Source organism: Streptomyces venezuelae (assembly GCF_008642315.1).
GTDB classification, from domain to species: Bacteria; Actinomycetota; Actinomycetes; order Streptomycetales; family Streptomycetaceae; genus Streptomyces; species Streptomyces venezuelae_D.
This window is the reverse complement of the sequence record NZ_CP029192.1, coordinates 591,793-615,724: the sequence shown is the minus strand read 5'-3', so window position 1 is coordinate 615,724 and position 23,932 is coordinate 591,793. Positions and strand designations below refer to the sequence as shown.

Annotated in this window: 21 protein-coding genes and 1 pseudogene; 15 read left to right on the top strand and 7 right to left on the bottom strand. The window is 68.8% G+C overall.

Translation table 11 applies throughout. From position 1 onward, the window contains the following. Window positions 1-66: 66 nt before the first annotated feature. Both DEJ48_RS02805 and DEJ48_RS02800 read right to left on the bottom strand, forming a co-directional pair. Window positions 67-1,449: an L-serine ammonia-lyase gene (locus tag DEJ48_RS02805; protein ID WP_150214143.1), complete on the bottom strand. Its 1,383-nt coding sequence runs from the start codon at window positions 1,447-1,449 to the stop codon at window positions 67-69. Window positions 1,450-1,517: 68 nt separating this feature from the next. After that, window positions 1,518-3,155, bottom strand: coding sequence for an APC family permease (locus DEJ48_RS02800; protein ID WP_150214141.1), 1,638 nt, complete (start codon window positions 3,153-3,155; stop codon window positions 1,518-1,520). A gap of 471 nt (window positions 3,156-3,626) precedes the next feature. Here DEJ48_RS02800 and DEJ48_RS02795 point away from each other — a divergent pair, with 471 nt between their 5' ends. Both DEJ48_RS02795 and DEJ48_RS02790 read left to right on the top strand, forming a co-directional pair. Then, entirely contained in the window at window positions 3,627-4,220 is a 594-nt protein-coding gene (locus DEJ48_RS02795) for a YbhB/YbcL family Raf kinase inhibitor-like protein (protein WP_150214139.1), read from the top strand. A gap of 458 nt (window positions 4,221-4,678) precedes the next feature. Next, window positions 4,679-5,026, top strand: a complete 348-nt coding sequence (locus DEJ48_RS02790; RefSeq protein WP_150214137.1) for a hypothetical protein — start codon at window positions 4,679-4,681, stop codon at window positions 5,024-5,026. Between the two features lie 980 nt (window positions 5,027-6,006). On the opposite strand, the gene DEJ48_RS02785 is transcribed toward DEJ48_RS02790, so the two are convergent. After that, window positions 6,007-6,576: a hypothetical protein gene (locus tag DEJ48_RS02785; protein ID WP_150214135.1), complete on the bottom strand. Its 570-nt coding sequence runs from the start codon at window positions 6,574-6,576 to the stop codon at window positions 6,007-6,009. Window positions 6,577-7,367: 791 nt separating this feature from the next. Between DEJ48_RS02785 and DEJ48_RS02775 the strand changes: the two genes are divergently transcribed. Then, the gene (locus DEJ48_RS02775; protein ID WP_150214131.1) at window positions 7,368-8,198 is read left to right on the top strand and encodes an alpha/beta fold hydrolase; all 831 of its coding nucleotides are present in this window, start codon (window positions 7,368-7,370) and stop codon (window positions 8,196-8,198) included. 301 nt (window positions 8,199-8,499) lie between these two features. On the opposite strand, the gene DEJ48_RS02770 is transcribed toward DEJ48_RS02775, so the two are convergent. Continuing rightward, window positions 8,500-9,279, bottom strand: a complete 780-nt coding sequence (locus DEJ48_RS02770) for a formate/nitrite transporter family protein (RefSeq protein WP_150214129.1) — start codon at window positions 9,277-9,279, stop codon at window positions 8,500-8,502. Between the two features lie 568 nt (window positions 9,280-9,847). Between DEJ48_RS02770 and DEJ48_RS02765 the strand changes: the two genes are divergently transcribed. Continuing rightward, window positions 9,848-10,129, top strand: coding sequence for a hypothetical protein (locus DEJ48_RS02765; RefSeq protein WP_150214127.1), 282 nt, complete (start codon window positions 9,848-9,850; stop codon window positions 10,127-10,129). Here the strand turns inward: DEJ48_RS02765 and DEJ48_RS02760 are convergent. Further along, on the bottom strand, window positions 10,089-11,405 hold the full coding sequence (locus DEJ48_RS02760) for a cytochrome P450 family protein (protein ID WP_150214125.1): 1,317 nt from the start codon (window positions 11,403-11,405) through the stop codon (window positions 10,089-10,091). The two genes, DEJ48_RS02765 and DEJ48_RS02760, sit on opposite strands and share 41 nt — an antisense overlap. 377 nt (window positions 11,406-11,782) lie before the next feature. Here DEJ48_RS02760 and DEJ48_RS02755 point away from each other — a divergent pair, with 377 nt between their 5' ends. The 3 genes from DEJ48_RS02755 to DEJ48_RS02745 all read left to right on the top strand — a co-directional run bounded on the left by DEJ48_RS02755 (window position 11,783) and on the right by DEJ48_RS02745 (window position 14,363). Beyond that, a complete protein-coding gene (locus DEJ48_RS02755; RefSeq protein ID WP_150214123.1) occupies window positions 11,783-11,983 on the top strand; it encodes a hypothetical protein in 201 nt (66 codons plus the stop codon). 227 nt (window positions 11,984-12,210) lie between these two features. Next, window positions 12,211-12,546 carry a hypothetical protein gene (locus DEJ48_RS02750; protein WP_150214121.1) on the top strand — a complete coding sequence of 112 codons (336 nt, stop codon included), beginning with the start codon at window positions 12,211-12,213 and terminating at the stop codon, window positions 12,544-12,546. A 266-nt stretch (window positions 12,547-12,812) separates the two neighbouring features. Beyond that, a complete protein-coding gene (locus tag DEJ48_RS02745) occupies window positions 12,813-14,363 on the top strand; it encodes a phosphatidylinositol-specific phospholipase C domain-containing protein (protein WP_150214119.1) in 1,551 nt (516 codons plus the stop codon). A 179-nt stretch (window positions 14,364-14,542) separates the two neighbouring features. On the opposite strand, the gene DEJ48_RS02740 is transcribed toward DEJ48_RS02745, so the two are convergent. Both DEJ48_RS02740 and DEJ48_RS02735 read right to left on the bottom strand, forming a co-directional pair. Then, entirely contained in the window at window positions 14,543-15,526 is a 984-nt protein-coding gene (locus tag DEJ48_RS02740; protein ID WP_150214118.1) for a dimethylarginine dimethylaminohydrolase family protein, read from the bottom strand. Window positions 15,527-15,704: 178 nt separating this feature from the next. Beyond that, window positions 15,705-16,085, bottom strand: coding sequence for a hypothetical protein (locus DEJ48_RS02735; RefSeq protein ID WP_150214116.1), 381 nt, complete (start codon window positions 16,083-16,085; stop codon window positions 15,705-15,707). Between the two features lie 51 nt (window positions 16,086-16,136). Here DEJ48_RS02735 and DEJ48_RS02730 point away from each other — a divergent pair, with 51 nt between their 5' ends. From DEJ48_RS02730 to DEJ48_RS02690, 8 genes and pseudogenes are all read left to right on the top strand, one after another. Continuing rightward, the gene (locus DEJ48_RS02730) at window positions 16,137-16,502 is read left to right on the top strand and encodes a hypothetical protein (RefSeq protein WP_150214114.1); all 366 of its coding nucleotides are present in this window, start codon (window positions 16,137-16,139) and stop codon (window positions 16,500-16,502) included. Between the two features lie 499 nt (window positions 16,503-17,001). Next, window positions 17,002-17,517: a GNAT family N-acetyltransferase gene (locus tag DEJ48_RS02720; protein WP_150220906.1), complete on the top strand. Its 516-nt coding sequence runs from the start codon at window positions 17,002-17,004 to the stop codon at window positions 17,515-17,517. A gap of 204 nt (window positions 17,518-17,721) precedes the next feature. Further along, a complete protein-coding gene (locus tag DEJ48_RS02715) occupies window positions 17,722-18,321 on the top strand; it encodes a hypothetical protein (protein WP_150214112.1) in 600 nt (199 codons plus the stop codon). 227 nt (window positions 18,322-18,548) lie between these two features. After that, the gene (locus DEJ48_RS02710; RefSeq protein WP_150214110.1) at window positions 18,549-19,640 is read left to right on the top strand and encodes a helix-turn-helix domain-containing protein; all 1,092 of its coding nucleotides are present in this window, start codon (window positions 18,549-18,551) and stop codon (window positions 19,638-19,640) included. Between the two features lie 48 nt (window positions 19,641-19,688). Beyond that, a complete protein-coding gene (locus DEJ48_RS02705) occupies window positions 19,689-20,111 on the top strand; it encodes a peptidase inhibitor family I36 protein (RefSeq protein ID WP_150214109.1) in 423 nt (140 codons plus the stop codon). 571 nt (window positions 20,112-20,682) lie between these two features. Continuing rightward, window positions 20,683-22,332: a TlrC/CarA/OleB/SrmB family ABC-F type ribosomal protection protein gene (locus DEJ48_RS02700; protein ID WP_150220905.1), complete on the top strand. Its 1,650-nt coding sequence runs from the start codon at window positions 20,683-20,685 to the stop codon at window positions 22,330-22,332. A gap of 26 nt (window positions 22,333-22,358) precedes the next feature. Next, a pseudogene (locus tag DEJ48_RS02695) lies at window positions 22,359-22,571 on the top strand (hypothetical protein); the annotation flags it as partial. 90 nt (window positions 22,572-22,661) lie between these two features. After that, window positions 22,662-23,771, top strand: coding sequence for an aminotransferase class V-fold PLP-dependent enzyme (locus DEJ48_RS02690; protein WP_150214107.1), 1,110 nt, complete (start codon window positions 22,662-22,664; stop codon window positions 23,769-23,771). The last annotated feature ends 161 nt before the right edge of the window (window positions 23,772-23,932 follow it).

Genomic DNA, 23,932 nt, shown 5'->3' with positions numbered 1-23,932 from the left:
GGCTGGGCCGTCAACTCCGTCGCCTACAGGGTCGGGAGAGCCCCGGCAGGGGCAGGGACCAGCGCGTCAGCACGGGATGAAATTGATGGCCAGACCGCCGCGCGAGGTCTCGCGGTACTTGGCCGGCATATCGGCTCCCGTCTGCTTCATCGTGGCCATGGCCTCGTCGAAACCGATGCGGTGCTCTCCGGTGCCCCGCAGAGCCAGACGCGCGGCCGTGATCGCCTTGACCGCGGCCATGGCGTTGCGTTCGATGCACGGGATCTGGACGAGACCCCCCACAGGGTCGCACGTCAGGCCCAGATGGTGTTCGAGGCCGATCTCGGCGGCGTTCTCCACCTGCTCCGGACTGCCGCCGAGGACCTCGGCCAGGCCAGCCGCCGCCATGGCGCAGGCCGAGCCGACCTCGCCCTGGCAGCCGACCTCGGCACCGGACAGTGAGGCGTTCTCCTTCAGCAGGAGGCCGAAGGCGCCCGCCGTCAGAAGGAAGCAGGCCATGACGTCCTGCCGTTCGTCGGCGCTCAGCCCGTCGGCGGCGAAGGTCAGGAAGTAGCGGCCCACAGCCGGCAGGATGCCCGCGGCGCCGTTGGTGGGAGCGGTGACCACTCGGCCGCCGGTGGCGTTCTCCTCGCTGACGGCCATGGCGTACGCCGTCGCCCACTCCATGGCGTGGGTGTTCTGGTCCCCCTCGGCGCGCAGCTTGCGGGCGATGGAGGCCGCCCGGCGCCGGACGTTCAGACCACCGGGCAGGATGCCGTCGTGGGCCAGACCGCGGTCGATGCCGTCCTCCATGACCTGCCAGATCCGCGCGAGGCGGTCGCGGAGCTCGGGCTCGCTGCACCGCGTCAGCTCGTTGCCGAGCATCAGCGACGAGACGGGCAGTCCGGTGCGCCGTGCCGTCTCCAGCAACTGGCGCCCGGTGTGGAAGGGATACGGCAGGGTCTCGGGGGCGGGCCGGTGGTCGGGGTCGGCGCACGCCTCGTCCTCGTCCAGGACGAACCCGCCACCGACCGAGTAATACGTCCTCTCCCACAGCAGTACGTCCCCGTCACCATGGGCGAAGAACCTCATCCCGTTGGCGTGGAACGGAAGGGACCGGTCCTGATGCAGCACCAGAGCTTCCGCGGGAAAGTCGATCTCCCGAGTGCCCTGGAGGAGAAGACGGCCGGTGTCGTGCACCTTCTGTTCCCGCTCGCGCGCGGCCTGCGGGTCGACGGTCTCGGGCAGGTGCCCCATCAGACCCCACAGGACCGCGCTGGGGGTGTGGTGCCCGCGCCCCGTGGCGCCCAGGGAGCCGAAGAGCTCGACACGGACATGTGTCGTACGGCTCAACAGTCCCTGATATTTGAGCTGTTGGACGAATATCCCGGCGGCGCGCATCGGCCCCACGGTGTGGGAACTGGAGGGGCCGACGCCGATGGAGAACAGATCGAGGACAGAGACAGACATGGGGACCCCTGTACGTGGGAGGAAGTGGCTGGGCGGCCGTCAGTGGGCGGCCCGTCAGCGCGCGGTCGTCAGCGCGCGGCCGTGCCGACCGTCGGCGGGGCCGCAGGCTGTGCTTCCTCGGGCGTATCCGCCTCCACCAGCCCCCTCCGGTGTGCCGCTCGCCCCGCCCGCTGGGCCCAGGCGTAGAAGCCGAGTGCGGAGAGCGCCACGAGCGCGATGTCCAAGCCCCCGGCGATCACACCCGCGCCGCCGAAGTCCTCGCTGCCCAGCGCGGACACGACCGTCATCCAGATCAGGAAGCACACCATCCACCAGGCGGGGGCGAGCTGCGCCCGCAGATCGGTCCTGGTGCGGCGGCGCAGCACGACCGCGGCGACGGGAGCGGCGATCAGCGTGAGCAGCACGCACAGCCCGGTGTTGGGCCACTTCGACCAGTACAGGGCGCAGGCGGCGCAGGCGAAAGTGATGGGGCACAGCACCTTGGCCGCCGGGAGGCGGAACGGGCGTGCCATGTCCGGCCGGGTCTCCCTGAACAGGCCCACCGCGATCGGCCCGATGAGGTAGGAGATGACCATCGCGGCCGAGACCACCGCGGACAGCGCGTTCCAACTGCGCCCGGCGGCCAGCAGCAAGGCCACGGCGAAGACGAGGTTGAGCCACATCGCCGGGCGGGCGGTGCCGTACACCGGGTGGACCTGGCGCAGCCTCTTGGGGAAGAAGCCGGTCTCGGCCAGGCTCTGCACCATGTACGAGGCGGAGGCGACATTGGCGATGTTGGAGCCGGCGGGCGAGACGAAGGCGCCGAACTGCAGCATCGTGACCACCCAGTGCAACGCCAGGACCTTGGCGAGGTCGACGAACGGCGAGTCGTAGTTGATGCCCTGCCAGCCGGTCTCGGCCAGCTGCTCGGGGGGTACCGCGCCGATGAAGGCGATCTGCAGCGCGAGGTAGATGACGAGGCCCAGCCCCAGGGCGCCGACCAGAGCCAGCGGGATCGACCGCCCCGGGTTCCGGGTGGAGCCGCCGAGGTTGACGATGGCCTGGAAGCCGTTGAAGGCGAAGACCACTCCGCTGGTGCTGATGGCGGTCAGCACAGCGGTCCACCCCTCGGGCGCGAAGCCCCCGGCGCTGGTGAAGTTCGAGCCGTGGAACCCGGAGGCCATCAACGCGGCGACGGTCAGCAGAGGAATCAGGAATTTGAACAGCGTGAGCGCGATGTTGATGCGTGCGAGCAGTTGCACGGACCAGTAGCAGACCAGCCAGAGCGCCACGGTCAGCAGCAGCGCGACCGCGGTGCCGGAAAGGGTGAGTTGGTGCGACTGGGTGTCGAAGAGCCCAGAGGCCCAGCCGAAGTTCCAGGACGCCATGTACTGCGTGGCGGCGATGGATTCGATGGGGATCAGCGCGGCCACCGCGATCCATACGGCCCAGCCGGTCATGAAGCCGAGCACCGGCCCGTGCGAGAGGTGTCCGAAGCGGGCCATGCTGCCGCGGGACGGAAGCGCCGCACCGACCTCCGCGTACGACATCGCGATGAGGCCCATGAAGATCGCGCCCAACACCCAGGCGACGACAGATGCCGGACCCGCGACCTGAGCCGCGGACCCGGCACCGAACAGCCAGCCCGAACCGAAGATCGAACCGATACCGATCATGATGAGGGCGAAGAGGCTGATCTGCCCCTTGCCGCTCGGTCCCATATCCATTTGCATCCCATTCGCCTTTGAACCGGAAGTTGATCTAGGTCAACATTCGCGGTGGACGCACGGAACTCTTAGCGGGGAAAGGCCTTTTCTGGGGGTATGGAGGGCCTCGATCCGAGGGGGACGAAGGGCCCGGGAGCGGTCAGGTCGGGGTTGTGCTCGACGAAGTCCTCCGGGGGCGTGATGGTTCTGTCCGTGCGCGGGCGGCTACCCGGCTTGAACCCGGACCACGAACCCGCCGCACCGGCCGGTCACACCAGCCCGCCTGGAGCACGGCCGAGTGCTGCTGTTGATCACCGACGGCCTGACGGGACGCCCCCTCCGGGACGGCACGACCGAAAGTGAAAAGTACCTCGATCGGATCGATAAGTGACATGACGCCACAACCAACGGTGCATACGCTGGTTCCGCCGCACGCATCCCACTCGCACGTCACGGACGCCCAAGCGACCCCACGTACCTCGGGAGCTTCCAGTGAGAAGTGCAAGAATTGCGCTTTGCGCTCTGCTCGTCAGCGGGGCCGTCGGCCTTTCGCCGACCACGGCTTCGTCGAACTCGCCGACGCCGTCGGCAACCCGGAGCGCGTTCGCCCTCTCCAGTACCGCGTTCGCCGACGGTGGCGCCATCCCCAAGGTCCACGAGTGCACCAGCGGAGGCGGAAGCGACCCCGGCAAGAGGAACGAATCCCCTCCTCTGACCTGGTCGGGGGCTCCGGCTGCCACCAAGAGCTACGCGATCGTCATGCGCGATCTCGACAACTCCAACCTCATCCACTGGGTCATCTACGACATCGCGGCGAGCACGACCTCACTCCCTCAAAATGTCGACCACGCATACCGGCCCTCGACCCCGGCGGGAGCCAGGCAGGTCTACTACCGTGGCAGTGCGAACCTCTACGGCTACCAGGGGCCGTGCTCGCCCTCGACCGTGAACACGTACGAGTTCGTCGTCTACGCGCTCAACAAGGCATCGCTGGCCAACCTGAACTCCAACTCGTCTACGCGGACCGCCGCCAGGGAGATCGGCGCGGCGGCGATCGGATCGGCCAGAGTCACCGGCGAGTCGTAGCGCTGCGGCGCCGGAACGCTCGCCGCCCTGCCAATGGCAATCCGCCTCCGCGCGGGCACGGCGGATCGTGCGGGTTCGGCGACTGTCCCGGCTTTGGGCCCGGCCGGCCTGCTCGACGCCTCGGGCACCGCCAGGTCTGCGGCCTGGCACCAGGACTCGACCGGCGCCCGGGCGCGGCGGAAGTCAGCGACGAGTTCGGCTCGGCGCTGGCCCTGGGGGACTATGGCGGAGACGGGAACGGCGATGTCACCGTCGGCGTCTACAACGAGGACGGCCCCGGAGTACGACCAGAACCGGAGCACGGGTGGCGTGTGGCCCCCCCCGAACGGTGCCGGCACGGGGTCCAAGGCGCTGACGGCACGGTCGCTCGGCCTGCGCGGCGCGCTGTACTACGGGCGGATACCGGGCCGGTGAGTGGTCGTTGACGCGGAGTCGAGCTGACGGTGAGGGAGCGCGCCATGGATGGTGCCCGGGTGTTCCGCGAGGCGTGGATCACTGCTGTGAAAACGCATCATCCGGGGGAGCCGGAGGCGTCTTTCGTGGCGCCGTGGGCCGAGACTCCGGAGTGGGAGCGCGAGGCTGCCGGTGCCGTGTACGAGCAGATCGTTCAGTTCGTTACCGTCTCGGACGGCGCCACTCTGTGGCTGACGAAGGAGGAGAAGAGCCGGTTCGTCGACATCGCGTGGACCGCGCAGTTGTACAAGTACTTCGGCGCGCCCGAGCCTGCCGACGTCTTGGACTACGACGATCTGCCCCCGTGGCAGCGCGAGATGTACACGGACATCTTCGAGGTCATCGAGCACTGACCGCTCACCGAGCACAGACCGCTCACTGAACACTGCGCTTTTACCGGCACCGGCCGCTCATCGAGCGCCGAGCAATCACCGTGGGTTCCGGGGGTCTGCTGACGCAGGCCGGCGCGGTCCGGACCGTTTACCCGCCGCCTGTTCACTCGGCGGTGCCTGCCCCACGGGTAGCAGTTCCAGGCCGAGCGGTGTGCAGGAGTGCCAGACGGTCTTGCCGTCGCGATGGGTGCCGATGAGTCCGTGGCCTGGCTGATGGACCTAGCATTGCGCGACGTCACGGGGGCCCTCGACCCGCGCACGCCGAAAGGCCCCGAGGAGTAGGGCGCACCGTCACACGCCCACGCACCGCTCCGGCCTGTCGGGGGGAAAGGCGACCGCGGGCTCTCACCTCTTGTGCGACTCCACTCGGGTCACGATCAGGTTCGCCACGATCCCGAGTACGGTTGCCGCTGCCGCCGGGAGCCATGGGTTGGTGGCGTGCAACCCCGGAGTGAATGCAAGGACGAAGAGGGCGGCCAGGAACGTCGTCAGGCACGAAGTGACTTCCTCCGCTGCGCGTTTGGTCCGCTCCGCGAGCGTGCTGAGCCGTAGGAGAAGGCGCACCGGAGCGGTGAAGAGACCGGCGAGGATCCTTGCCATCATCTGGCCGACGTTCGTCGCTCATGGTTGGCCTTCCTTGCGCAAGTCGGCAGTTCCGGAGGCAGGCCGCGCCCTCGCAGGTCAAGCAGGACAAGGTGGCGCGGCCCGACGCTCATGGGAATGGCTCAGATCGCGACGAGCATGAGTGTCGGAGCGCGACTCCGCAGGTGACGCCGACTGTGGCGGCTATGCGCAGTCCCTTGCGGTTCACGCAGGCTCCTTGAACCAAGGTGAAGTGGATGTGGGCGTCAAGAGTGCATCTGGGCTTGCTAAACCTGGGTCACGCTGTCCCGGCGGGACGGCCTTCACTTGTCTCGCCTTCCGTCTGTGCTCCCGCGCGCTCAGTTCGGCCGCTCGTATTCGTCGACGGTCCCGTCTCCGTTGTCGTCGTACATGTAGTCGTATGCGTCGCCGTAGTTGTGTCGGTAGCGCATGCACGTGCCCTCGGCGCGGAGTTCGGGTTCGCCGTCGTAGTAGTCGAGGTGGAGGGTGACCCGGATGCCGTCGTCGAGGGTGGTGGTGATGCCGTTGTCGACTTTCTCGACGGTGTGGCCGTCCTTGCGCCAGGCGGTCCGGAGGGATGCCAGTGCGGCGCGGAAGTCGTCGTCGCGGGCGAAGTCCAGGTCCCAGGTGAGGATCGGCTCGTCCCGGCTGACGCCGGTGTCGTCGAAGCCGAAGTCGTCCACGCATGAGGAACTGCCCTCCCGGGAGGCGTACGGCTCCTTGGCCGGTGCGGGGGACAGTGAGCGGTAGGTGTCCTCACCGGCCCGGTTGGTGGCCCGGACGTGGTCACGGAACTCCTCGGTGCTGTGAACGGGCCCGCCTTGTACCGTCTCGCATGCCTTGGCCGCCAGCCCGAGGAGAGCGACCAGGGTGACACCGAGCGCGGGGACCACGATCTTCGACTTCATGTCGTCGATCAAAGCCGCGGGGGCGGTAGGCGGACCAGCGCTCTGCTACTCAGCCGGTCTGAGCACCAGCACCCAGACTGGGCTGCCCGGACACGGCGACGCGCGTTTCTGGAGAGGTCGAGACGGGATTCAATCGGAAACCCGGGGGGGGGGCACTCTGAACCCCCATGACCCGGGACGGGAAGACGTACCTCTACGTCACCTACGCGCTCGGCTCCGTGTTCGCGTTCGCGTTCGAGCCCGGGCAGAAGGTCAATACGTACCCCTATAAGGGCCTGGTGCAGGTGGCGAAATTCTTGGCGCGGTGGGTGGCTGGTGATGCAGGCAGTCACCCACCGAAGCAGGAAGGAAGGCTGTAGTGAGCATCCCCATACAGGCAATCGTACCTTGGGACCCGCTCATGCTCTCGCCGTTCACTTACGGTGTCGCTGGCGGTACCGGCGCACGCCAGCGAGGCGAGGAAACGCAGGTGCCATCTGCACCCCTCACGGTGCCTACTGCTCCCTCCTGCGCCGCAGATAGTTGCGAAAGCTCGCCGACTGCATCCAGCCGCCCAGAATCACCACCGCAACAAAGGCCACAACAACCGGGGAAGATCTCCTCGATGTGCTCCCCGAGCTCCCGGTCCTTCTCGTAGTTGTCCTTGCCGCCCACTCATCGTTCGCCGGACGGGCTGCATCGTGGGAGTTCCGTTTCTCAGGCATCGACAGCCAACTATCTGCTTGTCGCAACAAGTACCCGAGGCGTACCGTCCTGGACACCTTGATCAGCACCATGCCCGGGGGGCCTTGATGAGCAGTGCCGCGGTGAACGGCGCCACGCTTCAGTACGACGACATCGGCCCGAAGACCGGTCTTCCCGTCCTCCTGATCCACGGCCACCCCTTTTACCGGTCCCTGTGGTCACCGCAGGCGGCGGCGCTCGCCGATGCCGGGTACCGGGTCATCACGCCTGACCTGCGCGGCTACGGGGACAGCTCGGTGGTCGACGGCCCGGTGTATCTGTGCGACTTCGCCGACGACCTCGCCGGGGTCCTGGACCACCTCGGCATCGAACGGGCTGTGGTCGGTGGCGTGTCCATGGGCGGGCAGATCGCCATGGAGATGCAGCGCAGCCATGCCGGACGCGTGCAGGCCCTCCTCCTGTCGGACACCTCAGCGCCAGCCGAGACGACCGAGGGCAAGGCATTCCGTAACCGGCTGGCCGACCGTCTCCTGGCCGAGGGCATGGAAGGCTACGCGGACGAGGTGATCGACAAGATGCTCGCCGCCTACAACGTCACCGCTATGCCCGAAGTCGCCGCCCGGGTCCTGCGCATGATGCGGGCCACCGACCCGCGCGGCGCCGCCGCGGCCCTGCGCGGCCGTGCCGAACGCCCCGATTACCGGGACACCCTGGCTGCCACACGCTGTCCGGTCCTCATCGTCGTCGGCGCCGACGACGTCTACACCCCGCTCGCCGACGCCGAAGCCCTCCGCCAGCTCGTCCCGCACGCCACTTTGCACGTCATCGAGCAGGCCGGGCACCTCCCGGGCGCCGAGCAGCCCGCGCACTTCAACGCGGCCCTGTTGGACTTTCTCCGTACGCAGGTGTCCCCTTCCACGACCGGCTTGGCGGGCTGACGCAGGAGCAGCGCGTCGGCAAGGTCTGCCCGGTGTCGGGGGTACCGGGAAACGGTCCTTCATCGGGTTACCGGGCTGCGTGAAAGCGCCAGCCAGGCACAGCAATCGCACCTAGTCATCTGAACTGCTGGCCGCCTGAAACGGGTCGTCCGCTCGAAGGAATGGCTCCGTACGGTGACCCTCGAGTGTGGCGGGCCTGCGAGGAGGAGCCCCGGGAATGGCAGCCGCCTGCGCGTGGGGCCCCGGCCCGGCCCCGGTAGATCGCCGGGAAGGATCGCCGCTCTAGAGGCCCTCGCGGTCCTCAGAGGTCCTCCTCCCGCTCCGGCCGCCCCATGAACCAGTACGAACCAGCCACAAGCAGCCCGCCACCGATCACATTCCCCGGCACCGTGAAGAGGAGGTTACGCCCGAGATCGGTGAGACCCGCGCCGCCGTCGAGGATCGCCAAGGAGAAGAGCGCCATGTTCGCGACGCAATGTTCGAAGCCGACCGCGACGAAAACCAGGACCGGTATCCACAACACGAAGATCTTCGCGCCGTCGCCCTTGGCCCGGTAGAACATCCAAATCGCCAGGCAGACGAGGAAGTTGCAGAGCACCGCGCGCCAGAAGAGCTGACCGCCGTCCAGCGCCTCCTTGCTCCGCACCATGCCGGTGAGCATCTCCCGCGCGGCCGGCGCCGACGCCACGCCCGAGGCCTGCACCATGGCGCCGAAGACGAAAGCACCGACGAGGTTCCCCGTCAGCGACAGCCCCCAGCTGCCCACCAGGTCTCGTGGGCCTGTGCGCCCCGTCAGTGCCCCGATCAGCATCACCATGACATTGCTGGTGAAGAGCTGCGCGCCCGCGAACATCACGATCGTCAGCGCGATCGGGAAGACCGCTCCCTCCAGTAGTTTGACCGCCGGCGAGCCCGCCGCCACGAACGGCGACACGGCCACCAGGAGCAGCACCTCGCCCACTCCGATGTACGCGCCCGCAAGCACCGCCGAGACGAAATAGCGCGGGGCGCTTCTGAGGGCGTGCGCCTTGTGCACCGCCTGCTCGGATGTCTCCTCAACGTTTTCCGCAATGCTGGTCACGCGTCGACGCTAATTCCCCTTACATGTCTCTACCCCCGGAAAAGGTCCCTCAGGAGGGGACCGCCGCCCCGCCCGGCCAGGACCTTCTACCTGGCTCTTGCTCTGGCTCGGCAACTGAGCGGTAGGTCCTGTAGTGGGGGATCTGGTTCCGCAGGGGCAGGATTCGCGCCAGTCGGGGGTGGTTTCGCCGGTGAGGCGGCGGGTCATGAGGTCGATCGTCGCCAGGTGGATGGGCAGGCCGTCCCGCCCACGGCGTCGCTGACCGGCGGTATGCGCTGCCGACCGACCGCGGTACGACCCCAACATCCACCGGCGTCGGCGCCGGCTCTGACAACGCGGTACTCGGATGACGCGGCCCCTCGTACGGGGAGTCGTCAGCGTACGAGGGCCGGTGTGATCAGCACGGCGGGGTCAGCCTTCCGCGGCTACGGACACGTCAGGACGGAGACCCCACGGGCGACGACGGCCCGAACCTGCACACCGAGACCCCGCGTAAGCGCGGTAACGGGTTGCCGGCCCTCCAGTCTTCCTGTCCGCCGACAGCCGGACGAAGACATCACGCACCGCGGTGGGGGACGGCTGGCGTCGCACCAAGGTCGAGCGGACCACCACGACGTACGCCCGCAACACCAAGACCAACCTGGTGATGCGGCCCGGCCTCGGATTTGGCGTCGGCTGCCTGCGGCAGGACATTCGCGGCTTCATCGCCCGCGCCGGCGGGTTCGGCTGCGACCAGGCCGCGGCGATCCTGCACGACGGCTACCAGCCCCACACCCGAACTCCTGCCCCCTCGGGTACGCGGTCGGCGCTCAGCCCCAGCGGACCGGCAGGCGGCGCGGGCCGCGGATGAGCATGCCGGTGCGCCACGACAGGGCCCCGGCATCGGGGTCCAGGGCCAGAGCGGGGCAGCGTTCCAGGAGGGCGCGGACGGCGATACGGGCCTCCAGCCGGGCCAGCGGGGCGCCCAGACAGTAGTGGATGCCATGGCCGAAGGCGATATGGCCGCGGGCGTCGCGGGCGATGTCGAAGCGGTCCGGGCCGGGGAAGCGGGCGGGGTCACGGGCTGCGGAGGCGAGGGAGATCAGCACGAACTGCCGATCGGGGACGAGCGTGCCGGCGATGTCCACAGGACCGTCCGTGAAGCGCCAGGTGGCTGCCTCGATCGGCCCGTCATAGCGCAACACCTCCTCCACGGCCCCTTCCAGGAGGCCGAAGTCGGCTCGCAGGGCCGCCATTTGGTCAGGATGGGCGAGCAGCGCCCGGATTCCGTTGGCGATGAGGCTGACCGTCGTCTCGTGGCCGGCGACCAGTAACAGGCCGGCCATGCCGATCAGTTCCTGCCGCGAGAGGCGGTCGGGGCCCCGGCCACTGCCGTCTCGGTCACCACTGCTGTCTCCGTGACCACTGCCGTCTCCGTGACCACTGCCGTCTCCGTCGCCACTGCCGTCTCCGACCCCCTCCCCGCTCCCGCCCCCGTCGCCACTTCCGTCCGCGATGTGGACCAGGGCGCTGAGGAGGTCGCCGCCCGGCTCCCGGCGCTTTCTCTCGATCAGGCCGTCGAGGTAGCCGGCCATGGCTCGGGCGGCGGTCTGCGCGGCCTCCTGGCCCGTCGGGGCGACGATCTCGTTGGACCAGCCGCGGAACACGGCCCGGTCCATGTCCGGGACGCCGAGCAGTTCGCAGATGACGATGAGCGGGAGCGGGAAGGCGAGTGCCTCGACGAGGTCGGCACGGCTGTCATCGGCGGCGAGCATCGTGTCCAGCAGCCCGTCGGTGATCTGCTGGACGCGGGGGCGCAGGGCCTCGACCCGTTGGGTGGTGAACTCCCGTGCCACCAGCTTGCGCAGGCGGGTGTGGTGCGGCGGGTCGAGCTCCAGCATGTTTCTGGACAGTGGGGTCTGTTCCTCGCGCACTTCCCACCTGCCGGTGCCACGCCAGTCCTTGGCGAGCCGTGGATCGGCGAGCGCGGCCCGCGCCGCATCGTGGTCGACCACCAGCCACGCCTCCCGTCCGTCGGGCAGCCGCACCTGGTGCACCGGGCCGCGGGCGCGCAGAGCGGCGTAGTAAGGATACGGATCGGCTGTGAAGTCCTCGCCGTACGCGCCCAGATCAACGATGTCGGCCATGGCTGCCCGCCCTTCCGGCCCGGCCTCCGTCGTGGTCCGGGGCCGCTGTTCGGTCTGACTCGACCGTAGTCGCCCCGCGCCCGGGGTAGAGGAACCGACGAGATACGGTCCGAGAGTCGACGGAAGTGCGCTATGTGGGGTCGGCCGAGCCGACGATCCGTTCCGTCATCGCCAGAGCCGACTTCGTGCCGGTCCACGTGGCGGGACGCGGGGGCAGGAGCGCTGGGCGGGCAGTCAGGAGCGGACGCGGCCTGACACGGAACGTGGCCCGAAGGAAATCTTCTCGGGCCGCAGTTCGGAATGTGTATACGCTTTCGCAACCGGTCTATGCGCCGGCCTCAAGCCGGGCCCGGCCCGGGACAAACAAGGGGGACGAGATGACCATTACGAAGACGTCAAGCGCGGCAATGTCAGGGCCCGGCCGTACGCCGGGCACCACCGGCGGTCTCTTCAGCGACGAGGCGTCCGTGGTGACGAGAGCCGTGCCCGGCACGGCCCGGAACCTGCCGCGGCCACTGGACACCCTGACCTGGCAGGAGCCCCCCGCCCTGGAGCATGCGGACGACGACGTGAGATGATCGCCTGGTCCGGGCACGTCGACTCTCGCAGTTCGCCTGATCCGGCCGGGCGCCCCACCGCGGTCGGTGGTCGTGCCAAGCAGGGTGATCCTCGTCCTACTGGTTCCGGGCCAGGGCTTGCTTCGCTTTTGAGCTCACACTTTCGGTGCGCGTATGAGTAGATGGCAGGGGTTGATGAGTAGTTGCGCTCATGTGGTCATCCGGTAGCTGGCTACAGGCTGGCATCCGTGAATGTCACCCGAAACGTCAAGCCTCGCGACCTGGCCGACTGGCCGGCCTGTCGGTACCTCGCGCTGTTCTTCTGGAGCTGGACGGCGCTGATCACGTTCGGGCATGTCTCTCTTGTGGCTGTGGTGGCCGTTGCCTGGGCGCAGCCTCTGACGTCGGTGGTCCCGGCAGTGGAAGTGACACTGATTCAGATCGGTCTCACCGTCGCCGTGCTGACACCTCTCCATTTCGCTCCTGGCGTCCGCCGTCTGGCTCGCTCTGCTCGTTACGCACTGCTGGGTCCGCTGGCCACGGTCATAGTCCTCGCTGTGTTCCTCTGTGTCGGCGGCGCGTGATGGGACCTTCGATGAGCCGTGACCCTGGTCGCCATGTCGGTTTCTGCGTGTGTTGTGAAGCTGAGGCTGCCGCCGGGCGACGGCGGACATCGGCGGGTTCTGGCTGTGCGGGCCGTGCCGGTCTGTCTGAACGCGGAGTGGCGGGGGGGCGTCGGGGGAGCGGCGCGTGCGGGGCGTGTGCCCACCGCGTGAGCGAAACGTGAGCGAAACGTGAGCGTCGAGACACAAGCTGGACCGTGTAACGCCCCGCTCTGGACAGGAGTCCCATGCTCGGCCCCACCCCCCGCGCCGGATCGCGCAGACGGCCCCGCCCGCTGGCACATCTGATGACGGTCTGCGTCGCGCTCGGCGCGGCGCTCCTGACCCCGACCGCCGCCGAGGCCGCCGGGTCGACCAATGATGACGCCTACCGCAACCTCGGCGCACCGGACCGGAACGAGTGGATGTGGGGCGTCGCGAGCGACACCAGGCTGTCGGACATGTCCATCCCGGGGACTCACGACACGCTGTCCATTCACGGTGGTAACTACGTGGAGACGCAGGAGAACTACGGCGACAGCGGGCAGACGCTGCGGGCGCAGTACGACAGCGGGATCCGCGCCATCGACATCCGGGTCCGCTCCATCGGTGGCAAGTTCACGATCCACCACGCGTCGTACTACCAGAAGGCCAACTTCGACGACGTACTCAGGAAGACGCGGGACTTCCTCAAGGCCAACCCGCACGAAACGATCGTCATGCGGCTGAAGGCCGAGTGCCTTTACCAGGGTGAGAAGGGCGCCCTGACCGACTGCAAGAACGAGCCGGACAACGTGACCAAGGAACAGATCCGGTCGACCTTCGACACTTACGTGAAGGAGTACCCCGGCCTCTTCTACGACGCGTCGGTGAAGGGGAACCGCAAGGCGGGCATTCCCGTGCTGGGGGACGTCCGCGGCAAGCTGGTCCTGGCCAGCTTCGACAACGCGGAAGCCGATGGATATGGCATCGAGGATTTCAACTCCAGAACGGAAGACACCTGGAACGCGGCGGACCTCGGCGTAAAGTGGGACTACGTCAAGAAGAACGTCAACAAGGCGATGGACAGCCCTTCGCCCCGTGACCTGTTCACGACCTACACGTCCGCATCCACCGTCCCCCTGGGCTTCGCCCCGTACGAGTACGCCGGCGGTCGTGTGTACTCGAACAAGCCCCAGACGGGGGGCGTCAACCTGTGGCTGATGCAGCACCTCAACGACCGCAAGGCCGGGCGGGTCGGCTTCGTCATGATGGACTACCCCGGCTGGGGTCTGGTGAACGCGATCATCGACCACAACGCGGACAAGTTCGTCTCAGGCGGCAACCGGATGTTCTGGACGGTCAGCAAGGACAAGACCTACGTCAACAGCCTGTACGGCCGCTGCATGGTGCGGGGCCCCGAGTTCGACGACTCCAAGACCGGCGGTCTGGTCACCCAGCGCGCGTGCCAGTCGGACGCGCCCAGCAGCCACCAGTGGGAAGCCTCGCAGCCGAAGTCGTTCGACCCCAAGGGCCACTTCTGGATCAGGGCGAGCAACGGCAAGTGCCTGACGGTCCCCTACAACAACGGCAACCCGCCCGGCTCCGGCACCCAGCTGTTCTGGTGGGACTGTGAGACCCGCTGGTTCTCCGGCAGCCAGATGTGGAACATCGTGCCGACCAAAATCGCCACCCCGACCGGCTCCATGGACGGCTTCAAGTTCATCAACAACTGGACGGGCATGTGCCTGTCGATGGACCCGGCCACCGCCGACAAGTCGGGCGGCAAGGTAACCCAGGAGACCTGCCCGAAGAAGTAACCCCCGGCACGCTCCCAACACTTCCGACGTCCAGGCCGCCCCTCCTTCCCGGAGAGGCGGCCTGGGCGCGTTCGACCCTGCGGCTCCGAGCCGTTCTCCTGTGCTGGCCACCCGCGCCGGTCAAGGGGATGGGGCGGGTCGAAATCGAGGGCGCTGTGCGACGGTGGCAGGAGAGCACCTCAGTCCACGCGGGACAGCGGCTGGGTGGAGCAGCGAAACGAGCCGCCGAAGCTGCGGGTGATGGCGAAGTCGACGTACTCGACACGTACGCCGTGGCGTTCGAGCTGGTCGCCGATCCGGGAGAACGCGGGGTCGGTCACGTACACGTCGGAGCTCAGCGGCAGGCCGTTGGTGGCCAGCGCTGCCGCCTCGTCCTCGCTCACGCTGATGCGGTCCCATGCGCGCAGCGCATCCGGCAGGCCCGCGACGAGCCGGTCCTCGCAGACGAGCAGCAGGCCCTGGCGGACGAGCCCGAGTGCGCAGTCCAGGTGCAGCACCTGCGGCTGGAGCGGCACCTGTTCGACGGTGAATCCCCGGGGCTCCAGGAACTTGCGCAGCCAGGCGAAGCCCGCGTCGTCGGAGGCCAGGCCGGAGCGGCCGACGAGGACGTGGGTGCCGAGGACCAGCACGTCGCCGCCCTCGATGAAGGGGCCGGGCCCGTCGGGGTTCGCGGCGTCGCCGAGTTCGGGGGTCGGCACGGCCACGTACGCCGCCGTGCCGGGCAGGACGTGTTCGCGCAGGACGGGGCGGCTCGGCAGTACTTCCAGGCGGCGGTGGGCGAAGCGCAGGGCCCCTTCGATCACGTTGGCGCCCACCGTGAACCAGGGGTCCCTGGTGAAGAAGTTGCTGTATCCGGCGGCGCCGGTGGCCCGCTTCTCCGCGTCGGTCAGCAGCCGGGGCCGCAGAACCTCGATGCCGTGGCGCTCCAGGAGTGCGCGGAAGGTGTCGCGCTCCTGTTCCCAGGCGCGCTGACGCCCGGGGTCCGCGTCGGCGAGGTTCTTGCCCTGAAGGGCGAGCGTGGCGTGGCGGTGCTGCGGGGTCAGGTGCCGCAGGACCGGGTCGTCGGGGTGGAGTACGTCGGGGGCACGGAACTCGCTCCGGGCCAGGACCACCGTCCTCAGACGCGCGAACTCGCTCTGTACCTGGACAGGGTGCCCGGCCATTCCCGTTTCCTCTCGCTGGACGTGCCTCGAAGTGTTCCGGTGGCGGCAGCACGCAAGAGAGCGCCATTCTGCTCATTTCGGTGCATTACGGCCGCCTCTCGGATTGTCACACGGGGCGGCCCTCGCACGCGTCCAAGCGGTGTCTCCTGGGGTCTTCCGGTCGGGGCGGTCAGTTGAGTCAGCCCTGTAACAGGGAGAACAACGTCTTGATGGCTCGTGCCCGCCCCGCTCCACCGTCCGGGCCGTCGCCCTGGTCGCGGCCTCCGGCGTCCTGGCGACGGGCTGCCCGCGCCAAGCGGTCGCAACCTGCGAACAGACCATCACTGCGTGCGCCGCCGGCATGCTCGCCGAAAAGGAGGCAGACGAACTGCGCATCGCTATCGCTCAGGACCGGGACTGCGCCGACATCGCCGCGGTCACCCGCCGCCGCGTCCTGATGCGAGGTGGTATAGGCATGCGGCGATGCAGCAATAAGGCGATGCAGCGATAAGGCGATGCGGCGAGCACAAACGGATGATCCCATTCTCTCCCGCTTCATGGTTTTTGCTTCTACGATCACAGTCGGTCTCCAGGGGGGAGATCCGTACGATCATGGAGGGGGAAGTTCGACATGTCCGGAGTTTCCAGACGAGCCCTGTTGGGTTATTCGGGCAGTGCCGCCGCGGGTGCGGCACTGGCCTCCGCGGGCACGGCCCAGGCCGCCGACCCCGCACCTGCCAAGGCGGACGGCGCGGACAAGTCCGCGGCGGGGGCGCAGACCGTAGAGACGGCAGACGGCACGCAGTTCACGGGGAGCACCAGCATCGGTGACATCGACGCGATGATGGACATCTCCTTCAGCATCAGGATCGAGAACGCTCCCGCGGCGAAGCAGATCAGCCCGCTGGAGATCGCGGAGGCGCTCAACAAACTCGCGGCTTCCCGCGGCTGGCCCAGGGTGACGTTCTACTACCAGACGTCCGCCGCGCTGAACTGATTCCGCCCGCCTGCCCGCCTGCCCCGGGCAGGTGGGCAGCAGGCTCTCACTCGGTGCCGGGCGGGAGCTTGCTGCTGCCTGGGCCAGCAAGCTGACATACGGGTTGCAGGTTGCAGGTTGCGGGTCGCGCGTTGCGGATAGCACCGGGTCGACATTCGCGAATCGTGCCACCATCGGGCCGCAGGTCGGGCCAGACTGTCAGCAGGGAGCGCGACCCGCGCGCACCGCGTTGAGGTTTCCGTGGTGAGACGGTGCCGGCGTGTGGCGTTGACGACGGGGTTCTTCTCCAGGCCAATATCCGCCCGCGACTGGGACGGCAGCCCGGATGTTCCAAGCACTCGGCGACTCGGCGACCCGGCGCGCCACTTGGGTTTACTACCGGACGGAGTCCTCTGTCCCTGCGGCCATGGGGCGGTTGCTGACCCTGAGCCCGGCGGCGTCCTGACCGCGACCACCTCTCCAGGAGCACACGGCAGTGAGCAGAAGTACGCCCGGCATGATGGTCGTGCCGATGGCAGCGGGGCACGCCACGCAGGTCCTGGCGATTTACCAGGCCGGTATCGATGAGGGGAACGCGACCTTCGAGACCGGCGCGCCGAGTTGGGAGGCCTTCGACGCAGCGAAGCTGCCCGGCCACCGCTTCGTCGCGCTGGACAGCGACAGCGACAGCGACGGCGACGGTGACAGCGACGGCACCGTACTGGGCTGGGTAGCCGCCTCGCAGGTCTCCGACCGATGCGCGTACGCCGGGGTCGTCGAGCACTCCGTCTACGTCCGTCCCGACGCCCGCGGGCGCGGGATCGCGGCAGCGCTGCTGGCGGCGCTGATCGACTCCACCGAGGCGGCCGGGATCTGGACCATCCAGTCCGGCATCTTCCCCGAGAACGCCGCCAGCCTTGCCCTCCACGAGCGGGCGGGCTTCCGTGTGCTCGGCACACGCGAGCGGATCGGCAAGCAGCTCGGCCGCTGGCGCGACGTGGTGCTCATCGAGCGCCGCAGCCCGACCGTCGACTGACTGGGCGCCGACTCGCACCGGGATTGTCAGTGGGGCACGGCACCATGGGGGGATGAGCATCGAAATGCCATGGGTGCGCGCCGAGTTGGCGAAGTCCATGGTGGGCGAGGGCGGGGACGGGAGTGAGGGCGGAATCCGGGAATCAGGCAGGCCTGACGGACTCGACGGAGCATGGCTTCGACTCTCCTGCGGAAAGCAGTGGGGATGGCAGCAGAGATGACAGAGGCGTTCGCCGCGACCGTGGCGGCGGTGGCACCCGTGGTGCTCCTGGTGGCAGTCGTAGAGGTCGGGGGACACGAGCGTCTCAGGCGTGAGAGGGCTCAACGTATGGCCGAGGCATGGGTGCAGGGAATGGAGGAACGTCCCGACTGGGATGAGACGGACCGGAGGATTGCTCGGCTGCGGTTCGTCCTGACCTGGGTGGAGCTGTATCCGTGGCTCGCAAGGCTGGCGGCGCGTCGGATGGGAGTGAAGGCGGGGTGGAGCACCGCCGGGCTGGACAACTGGGTGCGGCTGGCGTCTCTCTTGTTGTGGACGACCGTCATGGGGGCCCAAGTGGTGGCGATGGTGGTGGCTCTGTCCGCCTTGCGGGATCCCGGGTCGATGCATCCTCTGGCGGACGACATATGCATGCTCTGCGTCGTTCTCGGCGTCGCCTGGGTGGCTATGTGGCCGCTGATACGTGTCGTTGCCGCAGACGGCCGGGCGGTGCTCAGGGTTCTCGGCGAACGCGACCGCCGCAGCAACCCGGTTACGCGCAAGGTGCAGGAGGAGATCGACCGCCTGGAAGCGGAACGCCAGTAGCCGCACGGTCGTGTCCTTCTGCCGGATGCCGTTCACCTCCTCGCGCCTGCTGCGGAACCAGCCACTGCTGCGCCTGCTGCGGAACCAGCCACTGCTGCGCCTGCTGCGGAACCAGCCAGTGCTGCGACTGCTCCGCGACGGCCGCTGCGGCCGGAAAGGAGGAAAACCGGCGCCTCCTGGCCGGTGCTCGGCTTTCCCGGTGGGTACCCGGCCGCGAGCATCATTGAATGTCCATCATCAATGAGACGCGGCAGGCCGACGACGGCGCGGAAGGTCCCGTGGTCTCTGCGAACACCGATGGGGTCCCGGCGGCGGAGCGGTTCGGCTGGTGGTCCGACATGGTCGGCGACGAGGTCATGCCGGTGACGATCCGCAGCCCGCACGCGGCACGCTTCAGAGGCAGCGTGGAGGCCGTGGGGATGCCGCACAGCCAGGTGGCGACCTTCACCTTCTCCCCGATGACCGCACGCCGTTCACCCCTGCAGATCCGGCGCCACGATCCGGAGGAGTACTACCTGGTCCTCGTCCAGGGCAGCCCTGTTCGGCTGGAACAGGCCGACAGCGTGGCTTGCCTCGAGGCCGGTGACATGGCCCTGTTCTCGACTTCGGCGCCGCTCGTCAGCGACTTCCTCGACCAGGGCCGGCAGACCCGGCTGACGCTGCTGCGGCTGGCGCGGTCGGCGCTGCCGCTGGCCGGCGGCCGGGCGGACCGGCTCCTGGCCGAGTCGCTGTCCACCCGGCCCGGGTCCGGGTCGGCGGCACTGCTCGGGGCGTACCTCGGCGGGCTGCCGACGGCCGCCCACGCCTGCGATCCGGCGGAGTTGGCCCGGCTGGGCGCGATCGGGGTCGATCTGGCCGCCACCGTCCTCGCGGGGCGGCTCGGCGCCCAGGACACGCTGTCCCCGGAGACGCGCAAAGCCGTCCTGCGCGCCCGGATCAAGCTGTTCATCGAGCACAACCTGGGCGATCCCGAACTGGTCCCCGCGGCGATCGCCGCCCAGCACCACATCTCCGTGCGCAGCCTCCACCTGCTGTTCCGGCACGAGCCGGAGACCGTGGGCGCCATGATCAGGCGCCTGCGCCTGGAACGCTGCCACGCGGACCTGACCGATCCGGCACTGGGCCACCGCACCCTCGCCGCGACGGCCGCGCGCTGGGGCTTCCGCCATCCCGCGGACTTCGGCCGCGCCTTCCGCAAGGCGTACGGAGTCCCGCCGGGCGAGGTGCGGGCGGGGGCCCGGGCACGGGCGCGTGCGCTGGATGCCCAGGAAGCGTGCGCTCGTTGCCGACGATCCCCCGGCCGCCACGGTCCACAGTGAACGCACAGCGTTCCAGTGACTTCAGGACCCGTGACTTCAGGAGGGGACATGCGCAAGAGAATCGCGGCGACCGTCGCGGCGATGGCGGCGGCCTTCGCGCTCGCCGCACCGACGGCGGCGAGCGCCGAGGAGTCCAGCGTCACCGAGATGCCGGGCGTGGAAGGCCTGTACTGGGTCAGCGGCAAGGATTACGGCGCCCGGGCCTGGTCCGAGTGTGGCAGCGGCTCGTGCTTCTTCCAGAACTCCAATGGCGGCGGCTGGCTCTGGGTGGTGCCCAGTTGCGGCCACCACAAGGTGCCCTCCTGGTTCGAGGACCGGGCGAGCTCGGCCTGGAACCGCACGCCCACCCGGATCCACATCTACAAGCACAGTGACTACAGCGGGTACCTGGGCACCGTCCCCGGTTGGTTCCAGGGCAACCTCGCGTCCGGGCACAACGACGTGATGAGCGCCGTCTTCGCGGACTGCTGACAGCCCGACGCGCCGATGCGCGTGCCTGCCCGGTCCAGTTGAGGGAGGGAGGGGAGAAGAGAGGAGGAACGCCACGGAGGGGAGGGAGGGGGCAGTGGGCGGACCGCCCGCCGTCCCCTCCCGGCCCGTATCGAGGGGATGTTCGGCGAGCGGTCGCGGCGCCCGTCGTCCGTGCGACGAGCAGTTCGAACCGTACCGGCGCGAGATCTGCTCGACGCCCGTCGTCACGCGTCACGGCTGCGCATACGCATCAACGCTTCGGGGCTCTACGTTGACGTACGCCCTCGGGTTGGTGTGCCTCACGCAGTGGACACGGACCCAGCGCGCACGGTCGTACAGCACACCTACGCCAAACCGTGTGTGACCGAACCCACTATACAAGACGATACGTACCGTCTTGCGTCATCGAGTGTCACTGCGTACCGTCCTCCCCATGGGTTCCCTGTGAGATCACCGGCGCCGACCGCGTAGAGCAACGAGAAATGCTCCGCCGTCGACGCGCCCCGCCGTGCAGCCATCCGCCCTCGATCCGGCCCGGGTTCAATCCCGTGTGGCCAGGAGGACCCTGCTCTTGCACACCCCACAAGTCACTCTCTGTCATGTCACCAAGCACTACCCCGGCCGCGTCGTTCTCGATCAGGTTTCCTTCACGCTGAAGCCTGGCGAGAAGGCCGGTCTGATCGGGGACAACGGAGCGGGCAAATCCACGCTTCTCCAACTCGTCGCAGGGCAGCAGCGCCCGGACAACGGCGAAGTGACCGTGACCGCCCCCGGCGGCGTCGGATATCTGCCCCAGGCCATCCCCCTGCCTGCGACCGCCACCGTCCAGGACGCCGTCAACCTGGCCCTCGCCGACCTGCGCGCTTTGGAGGTCGAACTGCGCCGAGCCGAGCAGGCACTCGGTGACGGTGACAACCCCGAGGCACTTGCCTCCTACGGAGCGCTCCTGGGGCGTTTCGAGGCGCGGGGCGGATACGACGCCGACCACCGGGTGAACGTCGCGTTGTACCACCTCGGGTTGCCGGCGCTGCGTCGCGACCGTCGGCTGGGCACCCTCTCCGGCGGCGAGCGCTCACGTCTTGCCCTGGCCGGCGCTCTCGCGGGCCGACCCGAGTTGCTGCTGTTGGACGAGCCGACCAACGATCTGGACGATCAGGCCCTCGAGTGGCTGGAGGCACAACTGAGGCAACATAAAGGAACGGTGCTCGCAATCACCCATGACCGCGTCTTCCTGGAACGCTGGACGACCACGGTCCTGGAAGTCGAGGAAGGAGAGGTCACCCGTTACGGCGACGGCTACACCGGCTACCGCACGGCGAAGGCAGCGCAGCGCCGCCGCCGGCTTCAGGAGTACGAGGAGTGGCGGTCGGAGCTGGCCCGCAACGAGCGGCTGGCGACTGGTCACGCCGCTCGACTCGAGGCCATCCCGCGAAAGGCGCCACTCGCCAACTTCGGACACGGCGGCTTCCGCGCCCGCGGCCGGGCGCACGGTGCAGTGGCCCGCATCCGCAACGCCCGCGAGCGCCTTGAGCGGCTGACCGCGAACCCTGTGGCGCCGCCGCCGGATCCGCTGGCCTTCACGGCGCAGATCGGGACGCTGGGAACCGCCCAGGACAGTACCGAGACCGCCCTGGCGAAGCCAGGCGCCGTACAGCTGTCGGACGTACGCGTAGGGAACCGCCTGCGCCTGGGCTCCCTGTCCCTCGGCCGCCGCGGCCGGCTTCTCGTCACCGGCCCCAACGGCGCCGGCAAGACGACGCTGCTCAAGCTGCTCGCCGGTGAGTTGCGGCCCGACGCGGGCTCGGTACAGGTGCCGGGCCGGGTGGGCCACTTGCGTCAGGACCAGACGCCGTGGCCGCCGGACCTGACGGTGACCGAGGCGTTCGGACTGGGCCGCGTGGGTTCTGCCGACGAGCACGCCGATGCGCTCCTCGCCCTTGGACTCTTCCGGCCTGCACAACTGCGGCTGCGTATGGGTGAGATCTCCTACGGCCAGCGCCGCCGCGTGGACCTGGCCCGACTGGTCTCACAGCCCACCGACCTCCTGCTGCTCGACGAGCCGACGAACCACCTGTCACCGGCGCTGGTCGAAGAACTGGAAGAGGCGCTTGCCGGATACCCGGGGGCCATCGTGCTGGTCACACATGATCGAGCACTACGAGCACGGTTCCAGGGTGAGCGTCTGGGACTGTCGAAGGGGGTCGGGCATGCGGTGGGATGACAGTCGGCGGCCTCGATCGGTCACCGAAGCTCAGCGGCTCCGCGGTCGCCTATACCGGTATCAACCCCAAGTCCACTGACACCGACGGCGGCGCCGAGTTCGAGAGCGTCATCATCGCCCTGACCGAGGACGACTCCAGCCCGACCGAACTGAAGCTGCCCGAGGCCGCCACCGTCGACAAGCCCATCGTCACCAACTGGTCGACCAACAGCGCCGAGACGGTGCCGGTCATCCCCTGACCCGACAGCACGGGGCTCGCAGAGCCGGCGGGAGGCGGGTGCGACGGCGGTGGCCGCGAACACCGCCCCGGGGAAGGGAGGATGGCACCCATGGGACTGCATACCGCATACGGACTCAGCCGGATCATCAACGCACGAGGGCCCTACACGCCCCTTGGTGTCTCACGCAGTGGGGACGGCGTGGCCGCCGCGGTCGCCGGGGCGCTGTCGGAGTTCTTCGTGATGGACGAATTGCAAGAGGCGGCCGACCGGGCCCTCGCCCGGTTCACCGGCGCGGAGGCGGGGACCGTCGTGCACTGTACGGCCTCGGCGATCACTCTTGCGGTCGCCGCCACGATGACGGGGGAGTCCCCGGAGCGCGTCGAGGCGCTGCCGGATACGACCGGTATGCCCAGCGCGGTCGTCCTTCCCGCGGGACACGCGGTCAACTACGGACACTCCATCGTGCAGGCCGTCCGGCTGGCGGGTGCGGTTCCGGTTCCCGTGGGGACGGAGGCCGGGTTCACGCTGGACGATCTGGAGACGGGTCTCGCGCGAGAGGACGTCGCATGTCTGCTGCTGGTGTCGTCCCGTCTCGTGCGCGGGGCCGGCGCCGAGCCGGCCGACGCCGTGGCGGCCGCTCATCGTCGCGGGGTTCCCGTCGTCGTCGACGGTGCCGCGCAAGACCTCAGGGTCGGTGAACTGCTGGCCACCGGTGCGGACTTGGTGGCCATCAGTGGTCAGAAGTACCTGGGTTCCCCGACCGCGGGTCTGGTGGTGGGGCGGTCTGCTCCGGTGGCGGCGGTGCGGGCGCAGGAACGGGGTATCGGCCGTGCGATGAAGGCGAGCAAGGAGGCGGTGATCGGCGTCCTCGCCGCGCTCGAGGCGCGCCAGGAGCTGGACATGGCGGTGTGGCAGCAGCAACAGGCGGACAAGGTGGCGGACTTCGTCGAGCGGGCGGGTGCCGTCCGGGGCATCACCGCGTCGTCCGTCCCCGACCCGACCGGCCTGCCCTTCGCCCGCGCCCGGCTGGTGGTGGATCCCGCCGTGTCGGCCATGGACTCGGCCGCTCTGGACGAAGCGCTGCGAGCGGGGTCACCGTCGATCTGGGCCATGCCCGGTCGGCGGGATGCGGAGGAGCTGCTGTTCGAACTCGTACCCCTCACACCGGATGAGATCGACGCCATCCTCGCCCGCTTGGCTGAACTGCTGCTGCAGTGAAGGCCGTTGACGCGGGCGAGGGGCGAAGGGGTGTGAGGAGGGCGAGGAGTGCGGGGGCGAGAGGTGTGGGGGTGTGACGAGGGGCGGTGACTCGAGTCGACGGGCGCCCCTCGGTTGATCGCCGGCAGCCGAATGGTGGCGCGCCCGCCGCGGGGCTGGCC